We start from the raw sequence: 17,314 nt of genomic DNA on the forward strand, positions 1-17,314 counted from the left end.
GACTATCCCACCGCAGGGGGCAGTTCCGGCCGATCTTCGGCGGGTCGAGCGCGCAGCAGAGCCCGTACGGCGGCGAAGGCCGCGTCGACCGTCGCCGGGTCGGCGCCCGGGCGGGCGAGGGCGCTCATGGGGATCGGGGTGACCGCGGGCAGGCCGTCGTACGGGGTCAGACCGTCGGGGGCGGTGCCGACGGCGGCGAGCAGGGCGACGCCCTGTCCGGTACGGGCGATGTCGAGGACACCGGCGAGATAGCCGGCGTCGCCGACGACCGCGGCGGGTACGCCGTGCGCGGCGAGGGTGGAGATGGCGCGGCGGCGGATCGCGCATGGGTCCTCGATGGCGACGAGCGGCACGGGCGCGGGCGCGGCCGGCGGCTGCCAGCCGGGCGTGGCGTGCCAGGTGAGCGGGAGGCCCCCGACCGGTGTGCCCTCGGTGGCGGCGGCCTCGGTGACGTACACCGCGATGTCGACGCTGCCGCGTTCCACGGCGTCGACGAGCCGGGCCGAGCGGTCGATGCGGAAGCGGACCCGGCAGCCGGGCCGCACCTCCTGGACGGCCGCGGTGAGCCGTGGCAGGAACTGGTCGGCCGCGTGTTCGGTGGAGCCGATGGTGATCGTGTCGCCATCCACGTCCAGCAGTGTGCGTACGGCTTCGTCGTGCACGGCGAGGATGCGGCGGGCCTGTTCGAGGAGCAGCCGCCCCTGAGGCGTGAAGCGGGTGCCGCGTCCCTCCCGCTCGACGATCGGCAGGCCCAGCGTCTTCTCCAGTCTGCGCACATGCTGGCTGACTGCGGACTGGCTCAGGGCGAGGGCCCGCGCGGCGCGATGGAAACCGCCGCAGTCCGCAATCGCGGTCAGGCTGCGCAGGGCCACGATGTCGAGGACAGGTTGGGGCATGCCGGTGACCGTAACTCGTTTCGGGTATCGATCGCGATCCCTGATCGGTTTCGATGCGGAATCATCGTTGGACGCGATCGGTCGCGCCCGGTCATGATGGCCGCATGCTGCACACGACCGCTTTCGCTGCCCTTCTGACGCAGCGCCGAGTCATCGACTTCGGCGTGGCGTGCAGCGCGCGCTGTCGTTGACCTGCCGCCGTTCTCCGGCACCCTTCCCCGGTTCTCGCTGATCACGTCCGCTCCGCGCACTGACACGTGACGGCGGCTCCGGCCTGCCTTCCTCCCCTCATTTCCTTTCCCTTCTACGGGAGTTGTCGCCCCATGCCCTCTTCCTCCGTCTCCTCCCGGGACGTCTCCTCCTGGGACGAACCCGAAGACCTCGCCGCGCGCGGCACGTTGATCGTGCTGTCCGGGCGGGGCGAACACGGCGGTGTCTACGAGCGGTTCGGCCGCCGCCTCGCCTACGACGCCTACCGCGTCCGCGCCCTCGGCGACCCGACCACCGACCCCGCCGTCCTGGAGCAGGCCGCCAAGCTCCTCGCCGACGAGTCGCTGCCCGGCCCGAAGGTGCTGGTCGGTTCCGACACGGGCGCGCTCCACGCCCTTCAGCTCGCGGCCGAGCAGACAGCGGGCGTCGACGCTCTGATCCTTGCCGGGCTGCCCACCGGTGCCTGGAGGGCGGGCAGTTGGGAGGAGGAGACCGCGGCGCGTACCGCCTGCCCCACCCATCAGGGCCGTCTCACCCTCGACCCCGCCTTCCGGCGCGGCGCGCTCGACGAGACCCCGGAGTCGCTGCCCACGCCGCGCCTGGACCTGGTGCGCGTCCCCGTCCTCGCCCTGCACGGCAAGGACGACCCGGTGAGCCCGCTCAACCGGGCGCTGGACGCCTACGACGGTCACCCTGGCGTGCACACCGTGGCCTTCCACGGCGGCCGGCACGACGTCCTCAACGACGCCCTCCACCGCACCGTCGCCGCCACGGTCGTCCTGTTCCTCGAACGACTCCGGCTCTCGACCGAAGCTCCCGAACTGCCCCTGATTGCCGAGGAGTTGGCATGAGCGGCCGCGTCACCACCACGGTTGCCGAGCTGACCGAGCTCCTCGCCTCCGAACGGCCGCCCGCGGTGCTCGACGTCCGCTGGGCCCTGGGTGACCCGCACGGTCGCGACCACTACGCGGACGGCCACATCCCGGGCGCGGTGTACGTCGACCTGGACACCGAACTGGCCGCACCGCCGAGCCCGGAGGGCGGCCGGCATCCGCTGCCGGACCTTGCGGACCTGCAGAAGTCCGTGCGCCGGTGGGGTGTCCGCGACGGTCAACCGGTCGTCGTCTACGACGACTTGGGCAACACGGCGGCAGCGCGCGCCTGGTGGCTGCTGCGGTACGCGGGGATCACCGAGGTCACCCTGCTGGACGGGGCGTTGGGCGCCTGGCGGACTGCGGGGCTGCCCCTGGAGTCCGGGATCCCCGCCGATCCGGCACCCGGTGACGTCGTACTCCGCGCGGGTGCGCTGCCGGTCCTCGACACCGACGGAGCCGCCGAACTCCCCGTGTCCGGGCTGCTCTTGGACGCCCGCGCCGGTGAGCGGTACCGGGGTGAAGTCGAGCCGGTGGACCCGCGTGCGGGGCACATTCCGGGGGCCGTGTCCGCACCGACCGGGGAGAACCTGGCGGCGGACGGGACCTTCCTGCCGCCCGAGGTACTGCGCAAGCGGTTCGAGGAGCTGGGAGCCGGGGCGGCGGCGCGCGTCGGCGTGTACTGCGGGTCCGGCGTCACCGCAGCCCATCAGATCGCGGCCCTGGAGATCGCCGGGTTCGAGGCGGCGCTCTTCCCCGGTTCCTGGTCCGCCTGGTCCGCCGATCCCGCTCGTCCGGCCGCGCAGGGAGGCCGGCCATGACGACGAAACCGCTGAACACGGCGGTGCTGCCCGCCCAGTCGGCACCCGCGGACCAAGCCCCACCGGCCGCCCGCGTCACCATCCGGGGCACGGCGAGGACTACTCGCCGCTTCACCGTCCCCCGCTCCGTGCGGCGGGCCGCCGGACCCGTCGGCCTCGTGCTGCTCTGGTTCCTGACCTCCGCCACCGGTGTGCTGCCCGAGTCCGTGCTGGCCTCCCCCGTCGACGTGCTGCGCCAGGCGGTGGACCTGACGAAGAACGGTGAACTCCCCAGCGCCATCGCCGCGTCGGGCCGCCGCGCCGCCATCGGGTTCCTCATCGGCGCGACCGTCGCCCTCACGCTGTCGCTGCTGGCCGGGCTGTTCCGGCTCGGCGAGGATGTGATCGACTCCTCGATGGGCATGTTCCGGACGATCCCGTGGGTGGGTCTGATCCCGCTGTTCATCGTCTGGTTCGGCATCGAGGAGACCCCGAAGATCGCCCTGGTGGCACTCGGTGTGACATATCCACTGTACTTCAACATCTACGGCGGCATCCGCTCGACCGACGCCCAACTCGTCGAGGCCGCACGGATGATGGGGCTCGGGCGGCTCGGTCTGATCAAGTACGTCATCCTGCCGAGCGCGCTGCCCGGGGCACTCGTGGGACTCCGGTACGCGCTGTCCACCGCGTGGCTGGCGCTGGTGTTCGCCGAGCAGATCAACGCGGACGCGGGCCTCGGCTATCTGATGAGCAACGCCCAGCAGTACTTCCGCACCGACGTCATCGTGCTCTGCCTCGTCGTGTACGCGCTGCTCGGCCTGGTCTGCGACTTCGCCGTACGGATCCTGTCGCGCCGGCTGCTGACCTGGCGGGCCAACTTCGAGGGTGAGGCGTAGACATGGCCAACTCCGTGGAGATACGGGGGCTTTCGCGGGCCTTCGACGGCAACACCGTGCTGCACGATCTCGATCTCGACATCCGTGAGGGCGAGTTCGTGGCCCTGCTCGGGCACAGCGGCTGCGGCAAGTCGACGCTGCTGCGGATCCTCGCGGGGCTCGACGACGAGATCGGCGGCGAGGTGACCGTGCCCGCGCGGCGCAGCGCGGCCTTCCAGTCGCCGCGCCTGCTGCCCTGGTTGAAGGTGTGGCGCAACGTGGTCCTCGGTCTGCCCGGGCGGCCCGACCGGGCGCTCGCTCTCAAGGCGCTCGACGAGGTCGGCATCGCCGAGCGCGCGACCGTATGGCCCAAGACGCTGTCCGGTGGTCAGGCCCAGCGGGTCTCGCTCGCCCGCGCCCTGGTCCGTGAGCCCGAACTCCTGCTGCTGGACGAGCCGTTCGGCGCCCTGGACGCGCTGACCCGGGGCAGGGTGCAGGCGCTCGTCGCCGAGCTGTGGCGGCTGCACGGATGCGCGATCCTCCTGGTCACCCATGACGTGGAGGAGGCGCTGCTGCTCGCCGACCGGGTCCTGGTGATGGACGAGGGCCGTATCGCCCACGAGTTGACCGTCGATCTGCCCCGCCCCCGTGATCTGACCGCCCCCGAGTTCGTCACCCTGCGCGCCCGCCTCCTGAACTGGCTCGGCGTGACCCGCACCCTGGAAGGAACCCCCTCGTGATCCGCAGAATCGCCGCCGCCGCCCTGAGCACGACCGCCCTGCTGGCGCTGACCGCCTGCGGCGCCGACTCCTCGGCGGACACCTCCGCAGGCGGTCAGGTCACCCTCACCATCGGCGACCAGGCCAAGACACTCCAGACGATCGTCGCCGCCTCGGACGCGCTCAAGGGCGCCAAGTACAAGGTGAAATGGGCCGAGTTCGAGGGTGCGGCTCCGCTGTACCAAGCCGTGCAGGCGAACGCCGCCGACACCGGGTTCTCCGCCGACCTGCCCGCGCTCCAGGCGCTCAGCGGTGGTGTGAAGGTCAAGAACGTGGCCGCCCTCAAGAACGACGGCACGCATGTCGGGATCGTCGTCCGCAAGGACTCCGGCATCGACAGCGTGAAGGATCTCAAGGGCCAGAAGGTCGTGGTGTCGTCCGCGAAGGGCAGCGTCTCCGAGTATCTGCTGGCCAACGTCCTCAAGCAGAACGGGCTCAGCTACAAGGACGTCAAGGTGCAGTACCTGCTGCCGACCGACGCGCAGGCCGCGTTCGCCTCCGGGAAGATCAAGATCTGGGCGACCTTCGGCGTCTACCAGGCCGTCGGTCTGGAGCAGGGCGGCAGGCTGCTCGTCGACGGCGCGGACGGCCGGGTCAGCGGCATCGGCTTCGTCAACGCCTCGGAGAAGGCGCTCTCGAACTCCGCGAAGAAGACGGCCCTGAGCGACTTCCTGCGGCGCCTCGGTACGGCGTTGAAGTGGACCAGCACCCATCAGGACGCGTACGCGAAGGCCATCGAGGAACGCAACGGCGCCGACGCCACCGTGGCGAAGACGCTTGCGTCGGCCGCCTACAGCCAGGTGCTGCCCGTCACCTCGGACGTGAACACGACCGTCCAGCAGGTCGCCGACCTCATGAACAGCATCGGGGTCCTCGACCCGAACGTGGACGTGACCAAGTCCACCGACACCTCTCTGCTCAAGTGACCTTCACGTTCTAGGAGTTCGCTCATGCCTGTCGAGTTCATCAGCGCCGTCCACACCGACTCCGGGGCCTCGGGTCCCGCCGCCGCGAGCCGTACCGGTTTCGACGTCGACCATCTGCGCAAATACGCCCGGGCGTTGGACGACGGCGGCTTCGACCACACCCTGGTCGCCTACCACTCGGCGTCGCCCGACGCCTTCCAGGTCGCCCAGTTCGTCGCCACCCACACCGAACGCGTCCGCCCGATCCTCGCCCACCGGCCCGGCGTCATCTTCCCCACCCACGCGGCCCGCGCCCTGGCCACCCTGGACCGGATCAGTGACGGCCGACTGACGCTGCACATCATCTCCGGTGGCAGCGACGAGGAGCAGCGCCGGGAGGGCGACTATCTCAACAAGGCGGAGCGGTACGAGCGTTCGGACGAATACATCCAGATCCTGCGGAAGGTGTGGCAGGCGGAGGGGCCTCTCTCGCACGAGGGGAAGTACTTCCGGTTCGAGGGCTACTACTCCGATGTGAAGCCGGTGCACGGGCTGGTCCCGATCTCGGTCGGCGGTTCCTCCGAGGACGCGTACCGGGTGGGCGGTCAGCAGGGCGACATCTTCGGGCTGTGGGGCGAGCCGTTGAAGGAGACGGCCGAACAGATCGCCGCCGTCAACGCGGTCGCGGACGCGGCGGGGCGCCCGCATCCCCGGATCTGGGTGTCGTTCCGCCCGATCATCGCGCCCACCGAGGAACTGGCCTGGGAGAAGGCTCATCGCACCCTCGGTGTTCTCAAGGACCAGGCGAAGAACACCGAGTTGCTCCGCCACTACCGCACCACCGGCCGGCCGGCGAACGTCGGCTCGCAGCGCCTCCTCGACATCGCCGAGCGAGGCGAGGTCCAGGACCGCTGCCTGTGGACCGCGCCCGCCGTCGCCACCAACGCGGCGGGCGCGTCGACGGCCCTGGTCGGCACACCCGAGACGGTCGCCCGGGCGCTGCTCGACTACGTCGACATCGGCTGCGACCTGCTCTCGATCCGGGGTTACGACCCGCTCAACGACGCGATCGACTACGCACGGCACGTCCTGCCCCTGGTCCGCCAGGAACTCGCCCACCGGGCGACGACCTCACAGGCCGCCTGAACCACCTCCCCTTCCTGATTGCGAACTCCCCTATGGAGACTCCGTGTTGTTCCGCCGTTCCCTGCGCGCGTCCGCCGCCGCCCTCGCCCTGCTGCTCCCCTTCGCCGCCGCCTGCGGAGGCAGCGCGAAGGCCGAGACCTCGTCCGACGTCTCCTCCGTGACCCTGCGGGTCGGCGACACCGGCTGGAAGGTCGGCGAGGCCGTCCTCAAGTACGCCCATCTCGACGACACCCCCTACAAGGTGAAGTGGAATCTCTTCCAGGGCGGCGACCTGCAACTCCAGGCCATGCGCGCCGGAGCGCTGGACCTGGCCTCCTCCAGCGAGATCCCGCCCATCTTCTCGGCCGCCGACGGCAAGCCCAACTTCAAGGTCGTCGCCGTCCAGCGCGGCACCACCCTCAACCAGGAAGTCGTCGTCCCCAAGGGCTCCAAGGTGACCGACATCGCCGGCCTCAAGGGCAAGAAGGTCGGCTACGTCCAGAACACCACCGCCCACTACTTCCTCTACGAGCTGCTGAAGCGGGCCGGCCTCACGTGGTCGGACATCGACGCCAAGCCGCTGCTCCCCAACGACGGCCTCGCGGCCCTGAACGGCGGCTCCATCGACGCCTTCGCCTCCTACGGCACGTCGGTCATCACCGCCCACCAGCAGGGCGCCCGCACGGTCGGCTCCGGCGCGGACATCCTGTCCGGCAACTTCCTCTGGTCCGCGCGCGACAGCGTCCTCAAGAGCCCTGCCCAGCGGGCCGCCGCCGCGGACCTGATCGCCCGGATCACCAAGGCGTACGCCTACGTCCGTAACGGTCACGAGGACGGCTTCGCGAAGGTCACCGCCGACGCCACCCACCAACCGGTGGCGCAGGCCAAGTCGGATCTGGTAGCCGCGCAGAAGCAGCGTCCGACCCAGGCCAGGACAGTCGGCGACGACACGATCGCCTCCCAGCAGAAGGTGGCCGACGCCTTCACCGAACTCGGCGCGCTCAAGAAGCACTTGGACGTGAAGTCGTTCTGGACCACCGCACTCAACTCCGACCTGAAGAAGGCCCTGTGACCGCGCGCATCGCCGAACTGGCCGCCGACTACGACCGGTCGGGCGCCTTCCCCGCCGACTCCCTGCGGATCGCGCACGAGGCAGGGCTGCTCACCGCGACCATCGGGGAGCAGTACGGCGGCCGGGGCGCCCGGGTCGAGGAGAGCGCGCGCATCCTCCACCGGATCGGGCAGGGCGACCCGTCCGTCGCCCTGATTGCGGCGATGACCCTCAACACGCACGCCCGCCAGGCCGTACAGCCGCATTGGCCGGGCGAGTTGTACGCGCGTGTCGTCAAGGAGTCCTTCGAACGGCCGGTGCTCGTCAACCACGCGCGCGTGGAACCGGAGTTGGGCTCCCCCGCACGCGGCGGGCTCCCCTCGACACTCGCCCGGCGAACCCCGGAGGGCTGGTCGCTGAGCGGCACCAAACGCTTCGTGACCGGCGCGGAGGGCCTGGACTGGTTCCTGGTGTGGGCCACCACCGACGAGCCGGAGCCGCGCGTCGGCACTTTCCTGGTGCCGGGCGGCTCCCCCGGTATCGAGATCGCCGGCCGCTGGGACCAGTTGGGGCTGCGGGCCAGCGGCAGCCACGACGTGACGTTCCAGGACGTGGAGATTCCTTACGAGCACGTCATCGGCATCGGCCCGTACGGCGCGTCGGCCGAGCAGGACAACCGGGCGGGCGCCGCGCTCCATCTCCCGCTCGCAGCTCTCTACTTGGGGGTGGCGCGGGCCGCGCAGTCCTTCTTCCACACGTTCGCCCACTCCCGGGTGCCCGCCAACCTCGGCCATCCGGTGGCCCGTACGGAGCGGTTCCGCAGGACCGCCGGGGAGATCGAGGTGCTGCTCGCCGCCGCCGAGCAGCTCGTGTTCGACGGGGCCGCCCGCGTCGATGCCGGCGACTCCTCGTACACCCCCGAACAGGCCCTGGGCGCACGGGTGTTGGCCGACCGGCACGGTGTGCGGGCGGTGGAGTTGGCGGTACGGCTGCTCGGCAATCCCGGGCTCGCCCGGGGCAACCCGTTGGAGCGGCACTTCCGGGACATCCAATGCGCGCCCGTGCACGCGCCCCAGGAGGACATCGCCCTGCTCGCGATCGGCACGAAGGCGTTGAACCCATGACGGCATGCTCAGTGAAGGTACAAAACCTGTGACCACAGCTCCCCCGACCACAACCGCCGCCCGGCTCCTCGGTCTGCTCGCCCGGGATCTGCCGACCGATCAACTGGCCACGGATCCACGTACGTTGGCTGCGCATGCCACAGACCGTTCGGGCACCCGGCCGGACGGTGTCCCGCTGGCCGTGGTCCGCGCCCGGCGCACGGAGGACGTGACCGTCACGCTCCGGCATGCGAACGCGCTGCGGGTGCCGGTAGTGCCGCGCGGTGCGGGCACCGGTCTGTCGGGCGGGGCGTCGGCCGGTGAGGGCATGCTCGTGCTCGACCTGTCCGGCATGAACCGCATCCTCGAACTGTCGGCCGACGACCAGCTCGCCGTGGTCGAACCGGGCGTGATCACCGCCGAGTTGGACCGGGCGGCGGCCGGGCACGGGCTGCGGTACGCGCCCGATCCGGCGAGTGCGGCGATCTCGACGATCGGCGGGAACATCGCGACCAACGCGGGCGGGCTGCGGTGCGCGAAGTACGGGGTGACGCGGGACAGCGTGCTCGGTCTTGAGGCCGTCCTCGCCGACGGGACGGTGGTCACGACCGGCCGCCGTACCGTCAAGGGCGTCACCGGCTACGACCTCACCGCGCTGCTCACCGGCTCCGAGGGCACCCTCGCCGTCATCACGTCGGCGACCCTGCGGCTGCGCCCGGTACCGGTGGCGACCGCCACCATCGCGGCCTGGTTCGACTCGTTCGAGGCGGCGGCCGAGGCGTCGTACGCGATCGGGCGTGCCGGGGTCGTACCGGCACTCGCGGAGTTGCTCGACGGGCCGGTGCTGCACGCCGTCGATCCGGCGCTGGCCGAGCGCGGGGCCGCCCTGCTTCTGGTGCAGTGCGACGGGGCGGGGGCGGTGGCCGAGGCGGAGCAGGTCTCGCGGGTGCTGGCGGCGACGGCCACGACCGTGGAGACCACGGCGGACCCGGTGGAGGCGGAGTCCCTGCTGGCGGCCCGCCGGCTCGCACTGCCCGCGTTGGAGCGGCTGGGCCGGCCGTTGATCGAGGACATCGCCGTGCCCCGCTCGCGGCTCGCGGAGGCGGTCCGCGAGATCCGCGCCGTCTCCGCCCGGCACGACGTGCCCATCTACACGCTTGCGCACGCCGCGGACGGCAACCTCCATCCGATCATCGTGGTCGATCCCGCCCTGGACCGGCTGCCGGACGCGGCCTGGGAGGCGGCCGGCGAGATCTTCGCGCTGGCGCTGCGGCTCGGCGGGACACTGACCGGTGAGCACGGTGTGGGCGTGCTCAAGCGGCAGTGGGTGGCGGACGAACTCGGGCCCACCGCCCACGCGTTGCAGCGGCGGCTGAAGGACGCGTTCGATCCCCACGGCATCCTCAATCCCGGCAAGACGCTGTGAGCGGCGCCGGATCGGATCCCCCGATCGGGGGGTGCCGGGTCAACTGGGGGGTCGTGCGGACTACAGCGCCCCAGGCGGCCCCCGCTGAGCGGGAACAGCAGCGCATCGGTACCGCCCCGGCACGCACCCTGGCGACCCTGCACAACTCCTAGTTGAGGAACGCGTCAAGTCGTGCCGCCTCCGGTGCGGTCGCCGGGCCCGGTGTGGTGACGGCCAGGGCGGCGCCCGCGTTGGCCCGGCGGGCGGCGGTCACCGGGGCCAGTCCCCGGGCCAGGGCGGCCATGAACACACCGGTGTGGGCGTCGCCCGCGCCGTTGAGGTCGACGGCCCGTACCTCGAAACCGGGGACCGCGACCAGGCGTTCGCCGTCGTGCACGAGGCAGCCGTCGGCGCCGGTGCGGACAAGCGGCGAGCCACGCTCCAGGCGGGAAGCGAGGGCTCGGGCGGCTTCGGACGGGTCGTCGATGCCGGTGAGCAGCGTGGCCTCGCGGGCGTTGCAGCTCCACCAGTCGGAGCGCGCGAGCAGCAACTCCAGTGCGGGCTCAGGGATTTCGGCCGCGAGCGGGCCCGGGTCGGTGACCAGCGTGACGGTCGGGTCCAGTCGGGGCAGAAGGTCGAGCAGGGCCGCCCGGTTGCTGTCGTACAGCAGGCCGTATCCGGTGATGTACACCAAGTCGTCTGTCTCGGGCCGGAGTTCGAGCAGGTCGGCGGCGGTCAGGGTGGCCTCGGCTCCGGGGCTGGTGACGAAGGTGCGCTCGCCTTCCGTGTCGATCAGGCAGACCACGAAGCCGGTGTCCGGTTGCGGGCGCGGGGCGAGCAGGACGTCGATGCCCTCGGCGTGCAGCGCGGCGCGGGCCCGGTCGCCGAAGGGGCCGGTGCCGTGGGCTCCGGCGTAGGTCACCGGGAGCCCCTGGCGGGCGGCGGCGGCCATGACGTTGAAGCCGCCGCCGGGGGTGTGTTCGGTGCGGGTGGCGAGGACATCGCCGCCCCGCTCCGGGAGGGCGGGGATCTCAAGGACCAGGTCGACGACGACGTTGCCGAGGTGCCAGAGCCTGCCGCTCATGACCGGTCCCGCAGGCCGAGCAGGGCGGCGGCCGTCGTGTCCAGGGCGAGCTTCGGGTTGACGCGTACGAGCCTCTCGCGCGCGTCGGCCGGGAAGGCGTCCACTCCGTGGCAGGCGCCGCCGACGGCCCCGGCGATCGCGGCGATGGTGTCGCAGTCGCCGCCGAGGGACGCGGTGAGCAGTGCGGCCCGCCAAGGGTCCTCGGGGCAGGCGGCCAGGACGGCGAAGGCGGCGGGCACGGACTCCTGCGTGGCGAGGCTCGTTCCGACCAACGCGTAGACCCGCTCGCAGACTTGGGCCTCCGTGAGGCCCCGCACCAACCCCGTCGCCCAGACGATCCGCTCGGCGACATCGGCGGCGGCCACCCAGTGTCCGCGCCCCGACGTCAACCGGGCCGCCGACACGGCCACTTCGACCGCCTCGGGAACCGACGCCCCGTCAAGTCCCGCGCTCACGGCGGCGGCCACGGCGGCGGCACCGGCCAGCGCGACCCCGGTGTTGTGGGTCAGGCGGCTCGCCTCCACCACCCGGTCCACCAGCACGACCGGGTCCGCGGCGGACACCGCGATGCCCACAGGGGCGATGCGCATCGCCGCGCCATTGGTGGTGCCGTAGCGCCCCACCTCGTCGACGGAGGTGCCCGCGAGGACCTGCTCCACCGCGCGCTTGGTGGACGGGCCGAGCAGGTCGAGCGAGCCGCGGGCCCGCATGTCGTCCTCCCAGGCGACCAGACGGCGGGCCAGTTCCGCCGGGTCGACGCGGCCTTTGCCGTCGAGCAGCAACTCAGCGAGGAGCAGGGCCTGTTCGGTGTCGTCGGTGACCACTCCGGCCGGCATTCCGGCGGCGAGCGGATGGTCGGCGTCGGCCGGATGGAAGCCGGTCAGGACCGGGCCGTAGCGTGCGGTGATCCGTGGGCGGGACAGCATCTGGGTGGGCATGCCGAGGGCGTCCCCGAGGGCGAGTCCGTAGAGGGCTCCGGTGGCACGGCTCTGGAGGGTCATGGGTGCTTTCCGGGGTGGTTCAGCCGAAGGCGAGGGTCAGTTGGAAGTGGTCGGGGTCCAGGAGACTCACCACATGTTCGACAAGGGAGCCGTCGGCCGCCCGGCTGGTCCGCCGTGTGTCGAGGAACCAGTCGCCCGGTTCGCGGCGCAGCAGCTCCGCCTCCCGCCGGTCGATCCGCCGCCCGCTCACCCGCTGTTCGCCGTGGTCGGGTCGCAGTCCGGCCCGCAGCATCACATCGGTGAGCGACTCCTGGTCCAGGCCGCGCGTCGGCAGCTCCCGCACTCCGGGCACGGGCGGCAGGAAGCTGCGTTCGTACGACACCACAACCGCGTCCGCGACCAGTTCCCGTATCCGCTCCACGCACACGAACTCGGCTGTGTTCAGGGTGAGTTGACGGGCGAGGTGTTCGTCGCGCCGGGTGTCGACCGTGAGGGTCCGGACCCGGGTGTCGATGCCCTGGGTGGCCAGCGCGTGGGCCCAGCCGAGGTGGTCGTCCAGGGGGCGGCCGTCGAAGAGGACGTAGGAGCCCTTGCCGGTGCGGGTGGCGATCAGTCCGGCCTCGCAGAGTTCGGCGAGGGCCGCGCGGACCGTCGTACGGCTGACGCCGAAGCGTTGGGCCAGGGTGTGTTCGCCGGGGAGCTGCTCACCGGCGGGTCGGTCTCCGCTGCGGATCTCCTTGGCGAGGACCTCGCTGATGCGCTCGTGTTTCAGCCGGACGCCGGTCACGAGGCCTCCCCGACCGCCTCGGCGACGGTGACCACCCGGATCAGGGGGCGGTAGAGGTCCATGATGTGCAGCGCCTTGGCGTGGGAGTCGTCGTCGACACCGGCGCACGCGTCGGCGACGACCAGGACCTCGGCTCCGGCGTCGGCGGCGGCAAGTGCCGTGGACAGGACGCAGCAGTCGGTGCTGACGCCGGCGAGCACGAGCCGGCCGGTGGGGGCGACGCGTTGGGCGAGTTCCGGGGTCCACTTGCCGAAGGTGGGCGCGTCCACCAAGTGCCGTGCCCGCACGGCGAATTCGTCGGTCAGCCGCCAGAGGGGGGCGTCTGGTGGCTGGAGGGCGAAGGGCCACTGGTCGTAGTAGGCCTGCCAGGTGCCCTCGGGTTTGTCGGGGGCCAGGAAGCGGGTGAAGGTGACGCGTTCCCCGAAGGCCGGCAGCAGCAGTCGTACGCCTGCCGCCGCCCGCTCGAAGCGGGGGGTGGCCCAGGGGCTGTCGGGTTCGGCGAAGACCCGCTGCATGTCGATGACGGCGAGGTGGCCGAACGCGGTGGTCATACGGCGGCCACCGCCTCCGGGCTCGCGGCCTGTTCCTCCTGGCGCCGGACGCGGGCACGGCCGAGGGCCAGGGTGCCGAGGAAGCCGAGGGCGAGGGCTGCCAGGACGCCGAGGTTGGCGTAGGCCCAGGCGCCGGACTTGCCGCCGAGGCCGAGCGGGTCGAGCAGATAGCCCTGCCAAGTCAGCCAGCTCGCGGCCGTGTTGGTGACCAGGCCCCAGCCGATCGCGGTGGCGGCGAGGGTGAGCAGGAGGGGTGTGGGCTGGATGTCGCCGTAGCGGCCGGCCGGGCGGAAGAGGTCGCCCTCGTCGTAGTCGCGGCGGCGCAGGGCGAGGTCGGCGAGCATGATGCCGCACCAGGCGGCGATGGGGACGCCGAGGGTGGTGAGGAAGCCCATGAACTGGCCGAGGAAGTTGTCGGCGAAGAACACGATGTAGACGGAGCCCGCGATCATCAGGACGCCGTCGACGAGCGCGGCGAGATAGCGCGGCACCCGCAGGCCGGCCGACAGAAGCGCCAGTCCCGAGGAGTAGATGTCGAGGACCGCGCCGCCGACCAGGCCGAGTACCGCGACGACGGCGAACGGCACCAGGAACCACGTGGGCAGGATCGTCGTCAGCGCGCCGATCGGGTCGGCGGCGACCGCCTTGTTGAGCGTGCTGGAGGAACCGGCGAGGAGCAGGCCGAAGACGAGCAGCAGCAGCGGGGCGACGGAGGCGCCGAAGGTGGTCCAGCCGATCACGCCTCTGCTCGACGAACTCCTGGGCAGGTAACGGGAGTAGTCGGCGGCCGCGTTGACCCAGCCGAGGCCGAAGCCGGTCATCATGAACACCAGCGCGCCGATGAACTCCTGGCCGGAGCCCGCCGGTACGGCGCTGACCGTGCTCCAGTGGATGTGGTCGGCGACGAGCACGATGTAGACGACGGTGAGCACGCCGGTGACCACGGTGATCACCGTCTGGAGCCGCATGATCAGGTCGAAGCCCATGACTCCGCCGATGACGGTCAGCGCGCCGACCAGGATCAGCGCGACCACCTTGGTGTCGGTGCCGCCGCCCCAACTGAGCCGGTCGAAGACGGTCGCGGTCGCCATGGTGGCCAGCGCGGTCAGGACGGTCTCCCAGCCGACGGTGAGGACCCAGGAGATCACCGACGGCAGGCGGTTGCCGCGCACGCCGTAGGCGGCGCGGCTGAGCACCATCGTCGGCGCGGAGCCGCGCTTGCCTGCGACCGCGATGAACCCGCAGAGCAGGAACGAGAAGACGATCCCGATCACGCCCGCGACCAGCGCCTGCCAGAAGGAGATCCCGAAGCCGAGCGCGAAGGCACCGTAACTCAGGCCCAGGATCGAGACGTTGGCTCCGAACCAGGGCCAGAACAGGGTGCGTGGGGTGCCTTTGCGCTCGGCGTCGCCGATCACGTCGAGGCCGTGTGTCTCGACCTGAAGCTGCCGGGACTGGGAAGTCTTGGGGTCCGCCATCGTCGACCTACCTGTCTAGACGTGTTCAGCCGAGGCTAGGTGGGGTGGTGACGGGCGTCAAGGGCGGAGAAAGGTGTCCGTCAGTGGCAGTCACCGTGCCGGCCCAGGGTCTCCACGGGGGTCGCGCCGGGGCGGGTCCACTGCGGGACGGGTCGGCTGGTCGGGCCCCAGGTGGCGACGCCGTCGGCGTCCGAGCGCCAGTACCAGCAGGCCGGGCGCTCCTCGGGCGGGTAGCTCTCGGGCTTGTCCTCCCACGCCTCGCCGCGGCCGTAGGGCGTCATGTCGAGCAGCGCGAGGGAGCCGTTGACCGGCTCGTTGCCGCGGCCCGTCGTGGAGTAGGTGAGGAACACACGGTCGCCGTCGCGCAGGAAGGAGACGATGTGCCCCATTTGGCCGCCGATCGGCGCCGCCACGCCCCGTACCGAGTACCAGGGCTCGGTGTAACCCATGAACTCGACATAGGGAGCCACCTCGTCCCACGCACCCGTGGTCACGACGGCGTAGGAGACGCCCCGGGCGTTGAGGTAGACGGCGTCCTTCATGTGCCAGGCCGTGGTGGTGCAGCCCTCGCACTGGCCCTGGTGGGGCGATCCGTCGTGCCACATGTGCTGGTACACCACTAGTTCGTCGCGCCCCTGGAACAGGTCGAGGAACGGGACCGGTCCGTCGGCGCCGGTGACCTCTACGGTCCCGTCGAGTTCGACCATCGGCAGCCGCCTCCGGGCCGCGGCGATCGCGTCGCCCTCATGGGTGTGCGCCTTCTCGCGGAGCAGCAGCTTCTCGCGCTCCGCCTCCCAGGTGGCCAGATCTACGATCGGCGGCTTGCTCGCGTCATGAGGGGTGGTCGTCATGGGGGCCTCCGTGGCCTCTCGTTGTCTCGCGTGGTCTCTCGTGGCGGGCAGCGTCGTACGACGTCCTATCGCGGTCCTACGACGGTCTCCGGGTACTGACTCGCGAGCCGCCCGAAACTCATCGCGGCGCCCGCGCCCTGTTCCGCTCAGCGGCACAGCGGGCGACAGATGGTCGTGCCGTCCGGAGGCTGTTCCCATCGGGCGGGGCGTCACGCGTACCGCGCCAGGTGTACCGCTGCCGCTGGTTCGGAGGAGGCACCATGGAGTCGTCCGTGACACGTGAGGGGAACGGCGTACCAGCCCGCGCTCCCCGCGGAATCCTCTCCCGCGTCCGCAACCCGTTGGCCCTGCTGAGCGCGGAGTTCGACGGTGTGCACGACGTGTGGCGCTCGGCCGCCGGCCTGGTCTGTGTGGCCGGCCCCGAGTCCGCCCGGGCCGTGCTCGGCAACCGGGATTCGGTGGTCGTCGAGGCGTCCGACTTCTACCGGACCCGGCACGGCGACCTCGGACCGCGTGCGACGCAGATCCGCATCGGGCGCGCGGCCCGGGCCCTGATCCGCCGTCATCTGGACCTACGACGACCGGAGTTGCCCGGCCTGGTCACCGAACTCCTCTCCCCCAGCAGTGTCTGGCCGGACGCCGGGAACCTGCTCGTGTTCCGGCATCTGCGGGACGTCCTGCTGCACCCGGACGCGCCGCCCCAACTGCACTCCGCCGTCGAGCAGATCGTCCATCGCGCGGTCCTGGCGGGCGCGCGACGCCGTCACTCGCCGGCGTCCCGGCTGCTCTTCCGGCGTCGAGCACTGAGCGTGCTGCACACCGAAATACGTTCCAGGCAGCGGCAGTTCGGCACCGCACGCGAGCCGCGCGACCTCCTCGACGTCGTCGTGGACGAGAGTGGGCCGGGTTCGGACCCGAAGGATCTCGCCGAGGTGTTTCTCTCCTTCCTGTTCGCCACCGTCGGCTCGGTCGGATTCGCGCTCGGCTGGTCGGTGTATCTGCTCGGCACACATCCCGACAGCCTTGCCGCGGAGCCGAGTTGGACGGTGCGTGAGGCGCTGCGGCTGTGGCCGGTGGCGTGGTTGTTCGCGCGGACCCCGAGCCAGGCGCAGGAACTCGGCGGGACAGAGGTGGCCCCGCGCGATCAACTCGCCGTCTGCACCTATCTCGTGCACCGGCATCCCGGGCACTGGGAGCGGCCGGACGAGTTCGTGCCGGAGCGCTGGGCGTCGGCCGTGCCGGACGGCGCGTATCTCCCGTTCGGGCACGGGCCCCACACCTGTGCCGGGGTGACCGTCACCATGCGGCTGCTCGAAGACCTCGTCGAACTCATCAGCCGTGACCGGCGGTTGTCGGTCACCCCCCATGACGGCGTCGGTCCTCAGGTAGGCCCGGCGCTCGCTCCACCGCGTTTCACCGCGGTGCTGAGCGACCCCACCGACTGTCCCGGAAGGAGGTGAACGCGCATGCACGCCCTGTATCTCAAGGCGAAGTCCGTCCTCAACATCCGAGGCTCGTACGGACAGTTCTGGTACCTGTACCACCACATCTGACCGGCCCGGCGCGGGGAACCACCGAGCGGCCGGCTCCCCGCGCCC

Annotated in this window: 17 protein-coding genes; 10 read left to right on the forward strand and 7 right to left on the reverse strand. The window is 71.5% G+C overall.

Annotation, left to right across the window (positions count from 1 at the left end):
• Positions 1-2 precede the first annotated feature (2 nt).
• Entirely contained in the window at positions 3-896 is an 894-nt protein-coding gene (locus tag ABZT04_RS11295; protein ID WP_356055455.1) for a LysR family transcriptional regulator, read from the reverse strand.
• 323 nt (positions 897-1,219) lie between these two features.
• Between ABZT04_RS11295 and ABZT04_RS11300 the strand changes: the two genes are divergently transcribed.
• Genes ABZT04_RS11300 through ABZT04_RS11340 form a run of 9 tightly spaced genes read left to right on the forward strand, consistent with a single transcriptional unit; the run spans position 1,220 to position 10,045 of the window.
• On the forward strand, positions 1,220-1,957 hold the full coding sequence (locus tag ABZT04_RS11300) for a lysophospholipase (protein ID WP_356055457.1): 738 nt from the start codon (positions 1,220-1,222) through the stop codon (positions 1,955-1,957).
• A complete protein-coding gene (locus ABZT04_RS11305; protein WP_356055459.1) occupies positions 1,954-2,799 on the forward strand; it encodes a sulfurtransferase in 846 nt (281 codons plus the stop codon). The genes ABZT04_RS11300 and ABZT04_RS11305 overlap by 4 nt, the downstream gene beginning before the upstream one ends.
• A complete protein-coding gene (locus tag ABZT04_RS11310) occupies positions 2,796-3,677 on the forward strand; it encodes an ABC transporter permease (protein ID WP_356055460.1) in 882 nt (293 codons plus the stop codon). The genes ABZT04_RS11305 and ABZT04_RS11310 overlap by 4 nt, the downstream gene beginning before the upstream one ends.
• 2 nt (positions 3,678-3,679) lie before the next feature.
• Positions 3,680-4,396 carry an ABC transporter ATP-binding protein gene (locus tag ABZT04_RS11315; RefSeq protein ID WP_356055462.1) on the forward strand — a complete coding sequence of 239 codons (717 nt, stop codon included), beginning with the start codon at positions 3,680-3,682 and terminating at the stop codon, positions 4,394-4,396.
• Positions 4,393-5,361, forward strand: coding sequence for an ABC transporter substrate-binding protein (locus ABZT04_RS11320; RefSeq protein WP_356055464.1), 969 nt, complete (start codon positions 4,393-4,395; stop codon positions 5,359-5,361). Before ABZT04_RS11315 ends, ABZT04_RS11320 begins: the two co-directional genes overlap by 4 nt.
• Before the next feature lie 24 nt (positions 5,362-5,385).
• Positions 5,386-6,486 (forward strand): LLM class flavin-dependent oxidoreductase, encoded by a 1,101-nt coding sequence (locus ABZT04_RS11325; RefSeq protein WP_356055466.1) that lies wholly within the window; start codon positions 5,386-5,388, stop codon positions 6,484-6,486.
• A 43-nt stretch (positions 6,487-6,529) separates the two neighbouring features.
• Entirely contained in the window at positions 6,530-7,537 is a 1,008-nt protein-coding gene (locus ABZT04_RS11330) for an ABC transporter substrate-binding protein (protein ID WP_356055468.1), read from the forward strand.
• Positions 7,534-8,640: an acyl-CoA dehydrogenase family protein gene (locus ABZT04_RS11335; protein ID WP_356055470.1), complete on the forward strand. Its 1,107-nt coding sequence runs from the start codon at positions 7,534-7,536 to the stop codon at positions 8,638-8,640. The genes ABZT04_RS11330 and ABZT04_RS11335 overlap by 4 nt, the downstream gene beginning before the upstream one ends.
• Before the next feature lie 28 nt (positions 8,641-8,668).
• A complete protein-coding gene (locus tag ABZT04_RS11340; protein WP_356055472.1) occupies positions 8,669-10,045 on the forward strand; it encodes an FAD-linked oxidase C-terminal domain-containing protein in 1,377 nt (458 codons plus the stop codon).
• Between the two features lie 148 nt (positions 10,046-10,193).
• Here the strand turns inward: ABZT04_RS11340 and ABZT04_RS11345 are convergent, their stop codons facing one another.
• From ABZT04_RS11345 to ABZT04_RS11370, 6 genes are all read right to left on the reverse strand, one after another.
• Complete coding sequence (locus tag ABZT04_RS11345; protein ID WP_356055474.1) at positions 10,194-11,108, reverse strand: PfkB family carbohydrate kinase; 915 nt, start codon at positions 11,106-11,108, stop codon at positions 10,194-10,196.
• Positions 11,105-12,109 (reverse strand): ADP-ribosylglycohydrolase family protein, encoded by a 1,005-nt coding sequence (locus ABZT04_RS11350; RefSeq protein ID WP_356055476.1) that lies wholly within the window; start codon positions 12,107-12,109, stop codon positions 11,105-11,107. The genes ABZT04_RS11345 and ABZT04_RS11350 overlap by 4 nt, the downstream gene beginning before the upstream one ends.
• Positions 12,110-12,128: 19 nt before the next feature.
• Positions 12,129-12,836, reverse strand: a complete 708-nt coding sequence (locus ABZT04_RS11355; RefSeq protein ID WP_356055478.1) for a GntR family transcriptional regulator — start codon at positions 12,834-12,836, stop codon at positions 12,129-12,131.
• Positions 12,833-13,387, reverse strand: a complete 555-nt coding sequence (locus ABZT04_RS11360; RefSeq protein ID WP_356055480.1) for an isochorismatase family protein — start codon at positions 13,385-13,387, stop codon at positions 12,833-12,835. The genes ABZT04_RS11355 and ABZT04_RS11360 overlap by 4 nt, the downstream gene beginning before the upstream one ends.
• Entirely contained in the window at positions 13,384-14,865 is a 1,482-nt protein-coding gene (locus ABZT04_RS11365; protein WP_356055483.1) for a cytosine permease, read from the reverse strand. Before ABZT04_RS11365 ends, ABZT04_RS11360 begins: the two co-directional genes overlap by 4 nt.
• An 80-nt stretch (positions 14,866-14,945) precedes the next feature.
• On the reverse strand, positions 14,946-15,716 hold the full coding sequence (locus ABZT04_RS11370; RefSeq protein ID WP_356055485.1) for a DUF899 family protein: 771 nt from the start codon (positions 15,714-15,716) through the stop codon (positions 14,946-14,948).
• Between the two features lie 272 nt (positions 15,717-15,988).
• On the opposite strand from ABZT04_RS11370, the gene ABZT04_RS11375 reads away from it, so the two are divergent.
• On the forward strand, positions 15,989-17,176 hold the full coding sequence (locus ABZT04_RS11375; protein ID WP_356055487.1) for a cytochrome P450: 1,188 nt from the start codon (positions 15,989-15,991) through the stop codon (positions 17,174-17,176).
• The last annotated feature ends 138 nt before the right edge of the window (positions 17,177-17,314 follow it).

This window comes from Streptomyces sp. NPDC005492 (assembly GCF_040605995.1).
GTDB lineage: Bacteria > Actinomycetota > Actinomycetes > Streptomycetales > Streptomycetaceae > Streptomyces.

Bases quoted from the DNA above. Each gene is read 5' to 3' on its own strand.
- ABZT04_RS11295 (WP_356055455.1), bottom strand. From the start codon at position 896: ATGCCCCAACCTGTCCTCGACATCGTGGCCCTGCGCAGCCTGACCGCG.
- ABZT04_RS11300 (WP_356055457.1), top strand. From the start codon at position 1,220: ATGCCCTCTTCCTCCGTCTCCTCCCGGGACGTCTCCTCCTGGGACGAA.
- ABZT04_RS11305 (WP_356055459.1), top strand. From the start codon at position 1,954: ATGAGCGGCCGCGTCACCACCACGGTTGCCGAGCTGACCGAGCTCCTC.
- ABZT04_RS11310 (WP_356055460.1), top strand. From the start codon at position 2,796: ATGACGACGAAACCGCTGAACACGGCGGTGCTGCCCGCCCAGTCGGCA.
- ABZT04_RS11315 (WP_356055462.1), top strand. From the start codon at position 3,680: ATGGCCAACTCCGTGGAGATACGGGGGCTTTCGCGGGCCTTCGACGGC.
- ABZT04_RS11325 (WP_356055466.1), top strand. From the start codon at position 5,386: ATGCCTGTCGAGTTCATCAGCGCCGTCCACACCGACTCCGGGGCCTCG.
- ABZT04_RS11345 (WP_356055474.1), bottom strand. From the start codon at position 11,108: ATGAGCGGCAGGCTCTGGCACCTCGGCAACGTCGTCGTCGACCTGGTC.
- ABZT04_RS11350 (WP_356055476.1), bottom strand. From the start codon at position 12,109: ATGACCCTCCAGAGCCGTGCCACCGGAGCCCTCTACGGACTCGCCCTC.
- ABZT04_RS11360 (WP_356055480.1), bottom strand. From the start codon at position 13,387: ATGACCACCGCGTTCGGCCACCTCGCCGTCATCGACATGCAGCGGGTC.
- ABZT04_RS11365 (WP_356055483.1), bottom strand. From the start codon at position 14,865: ATGGCGGACCCCAAGACTTCCCAGTCCCGGCAGCTTCAGGTCGAGACA.
- ABZT04_RS11370 (WP_356055485.1), bottom strand. From the start codon at position 15,716: ATGACGACCACCCCTCATGACGCGAGCAAGCCGCCGATCGTAGATCTG.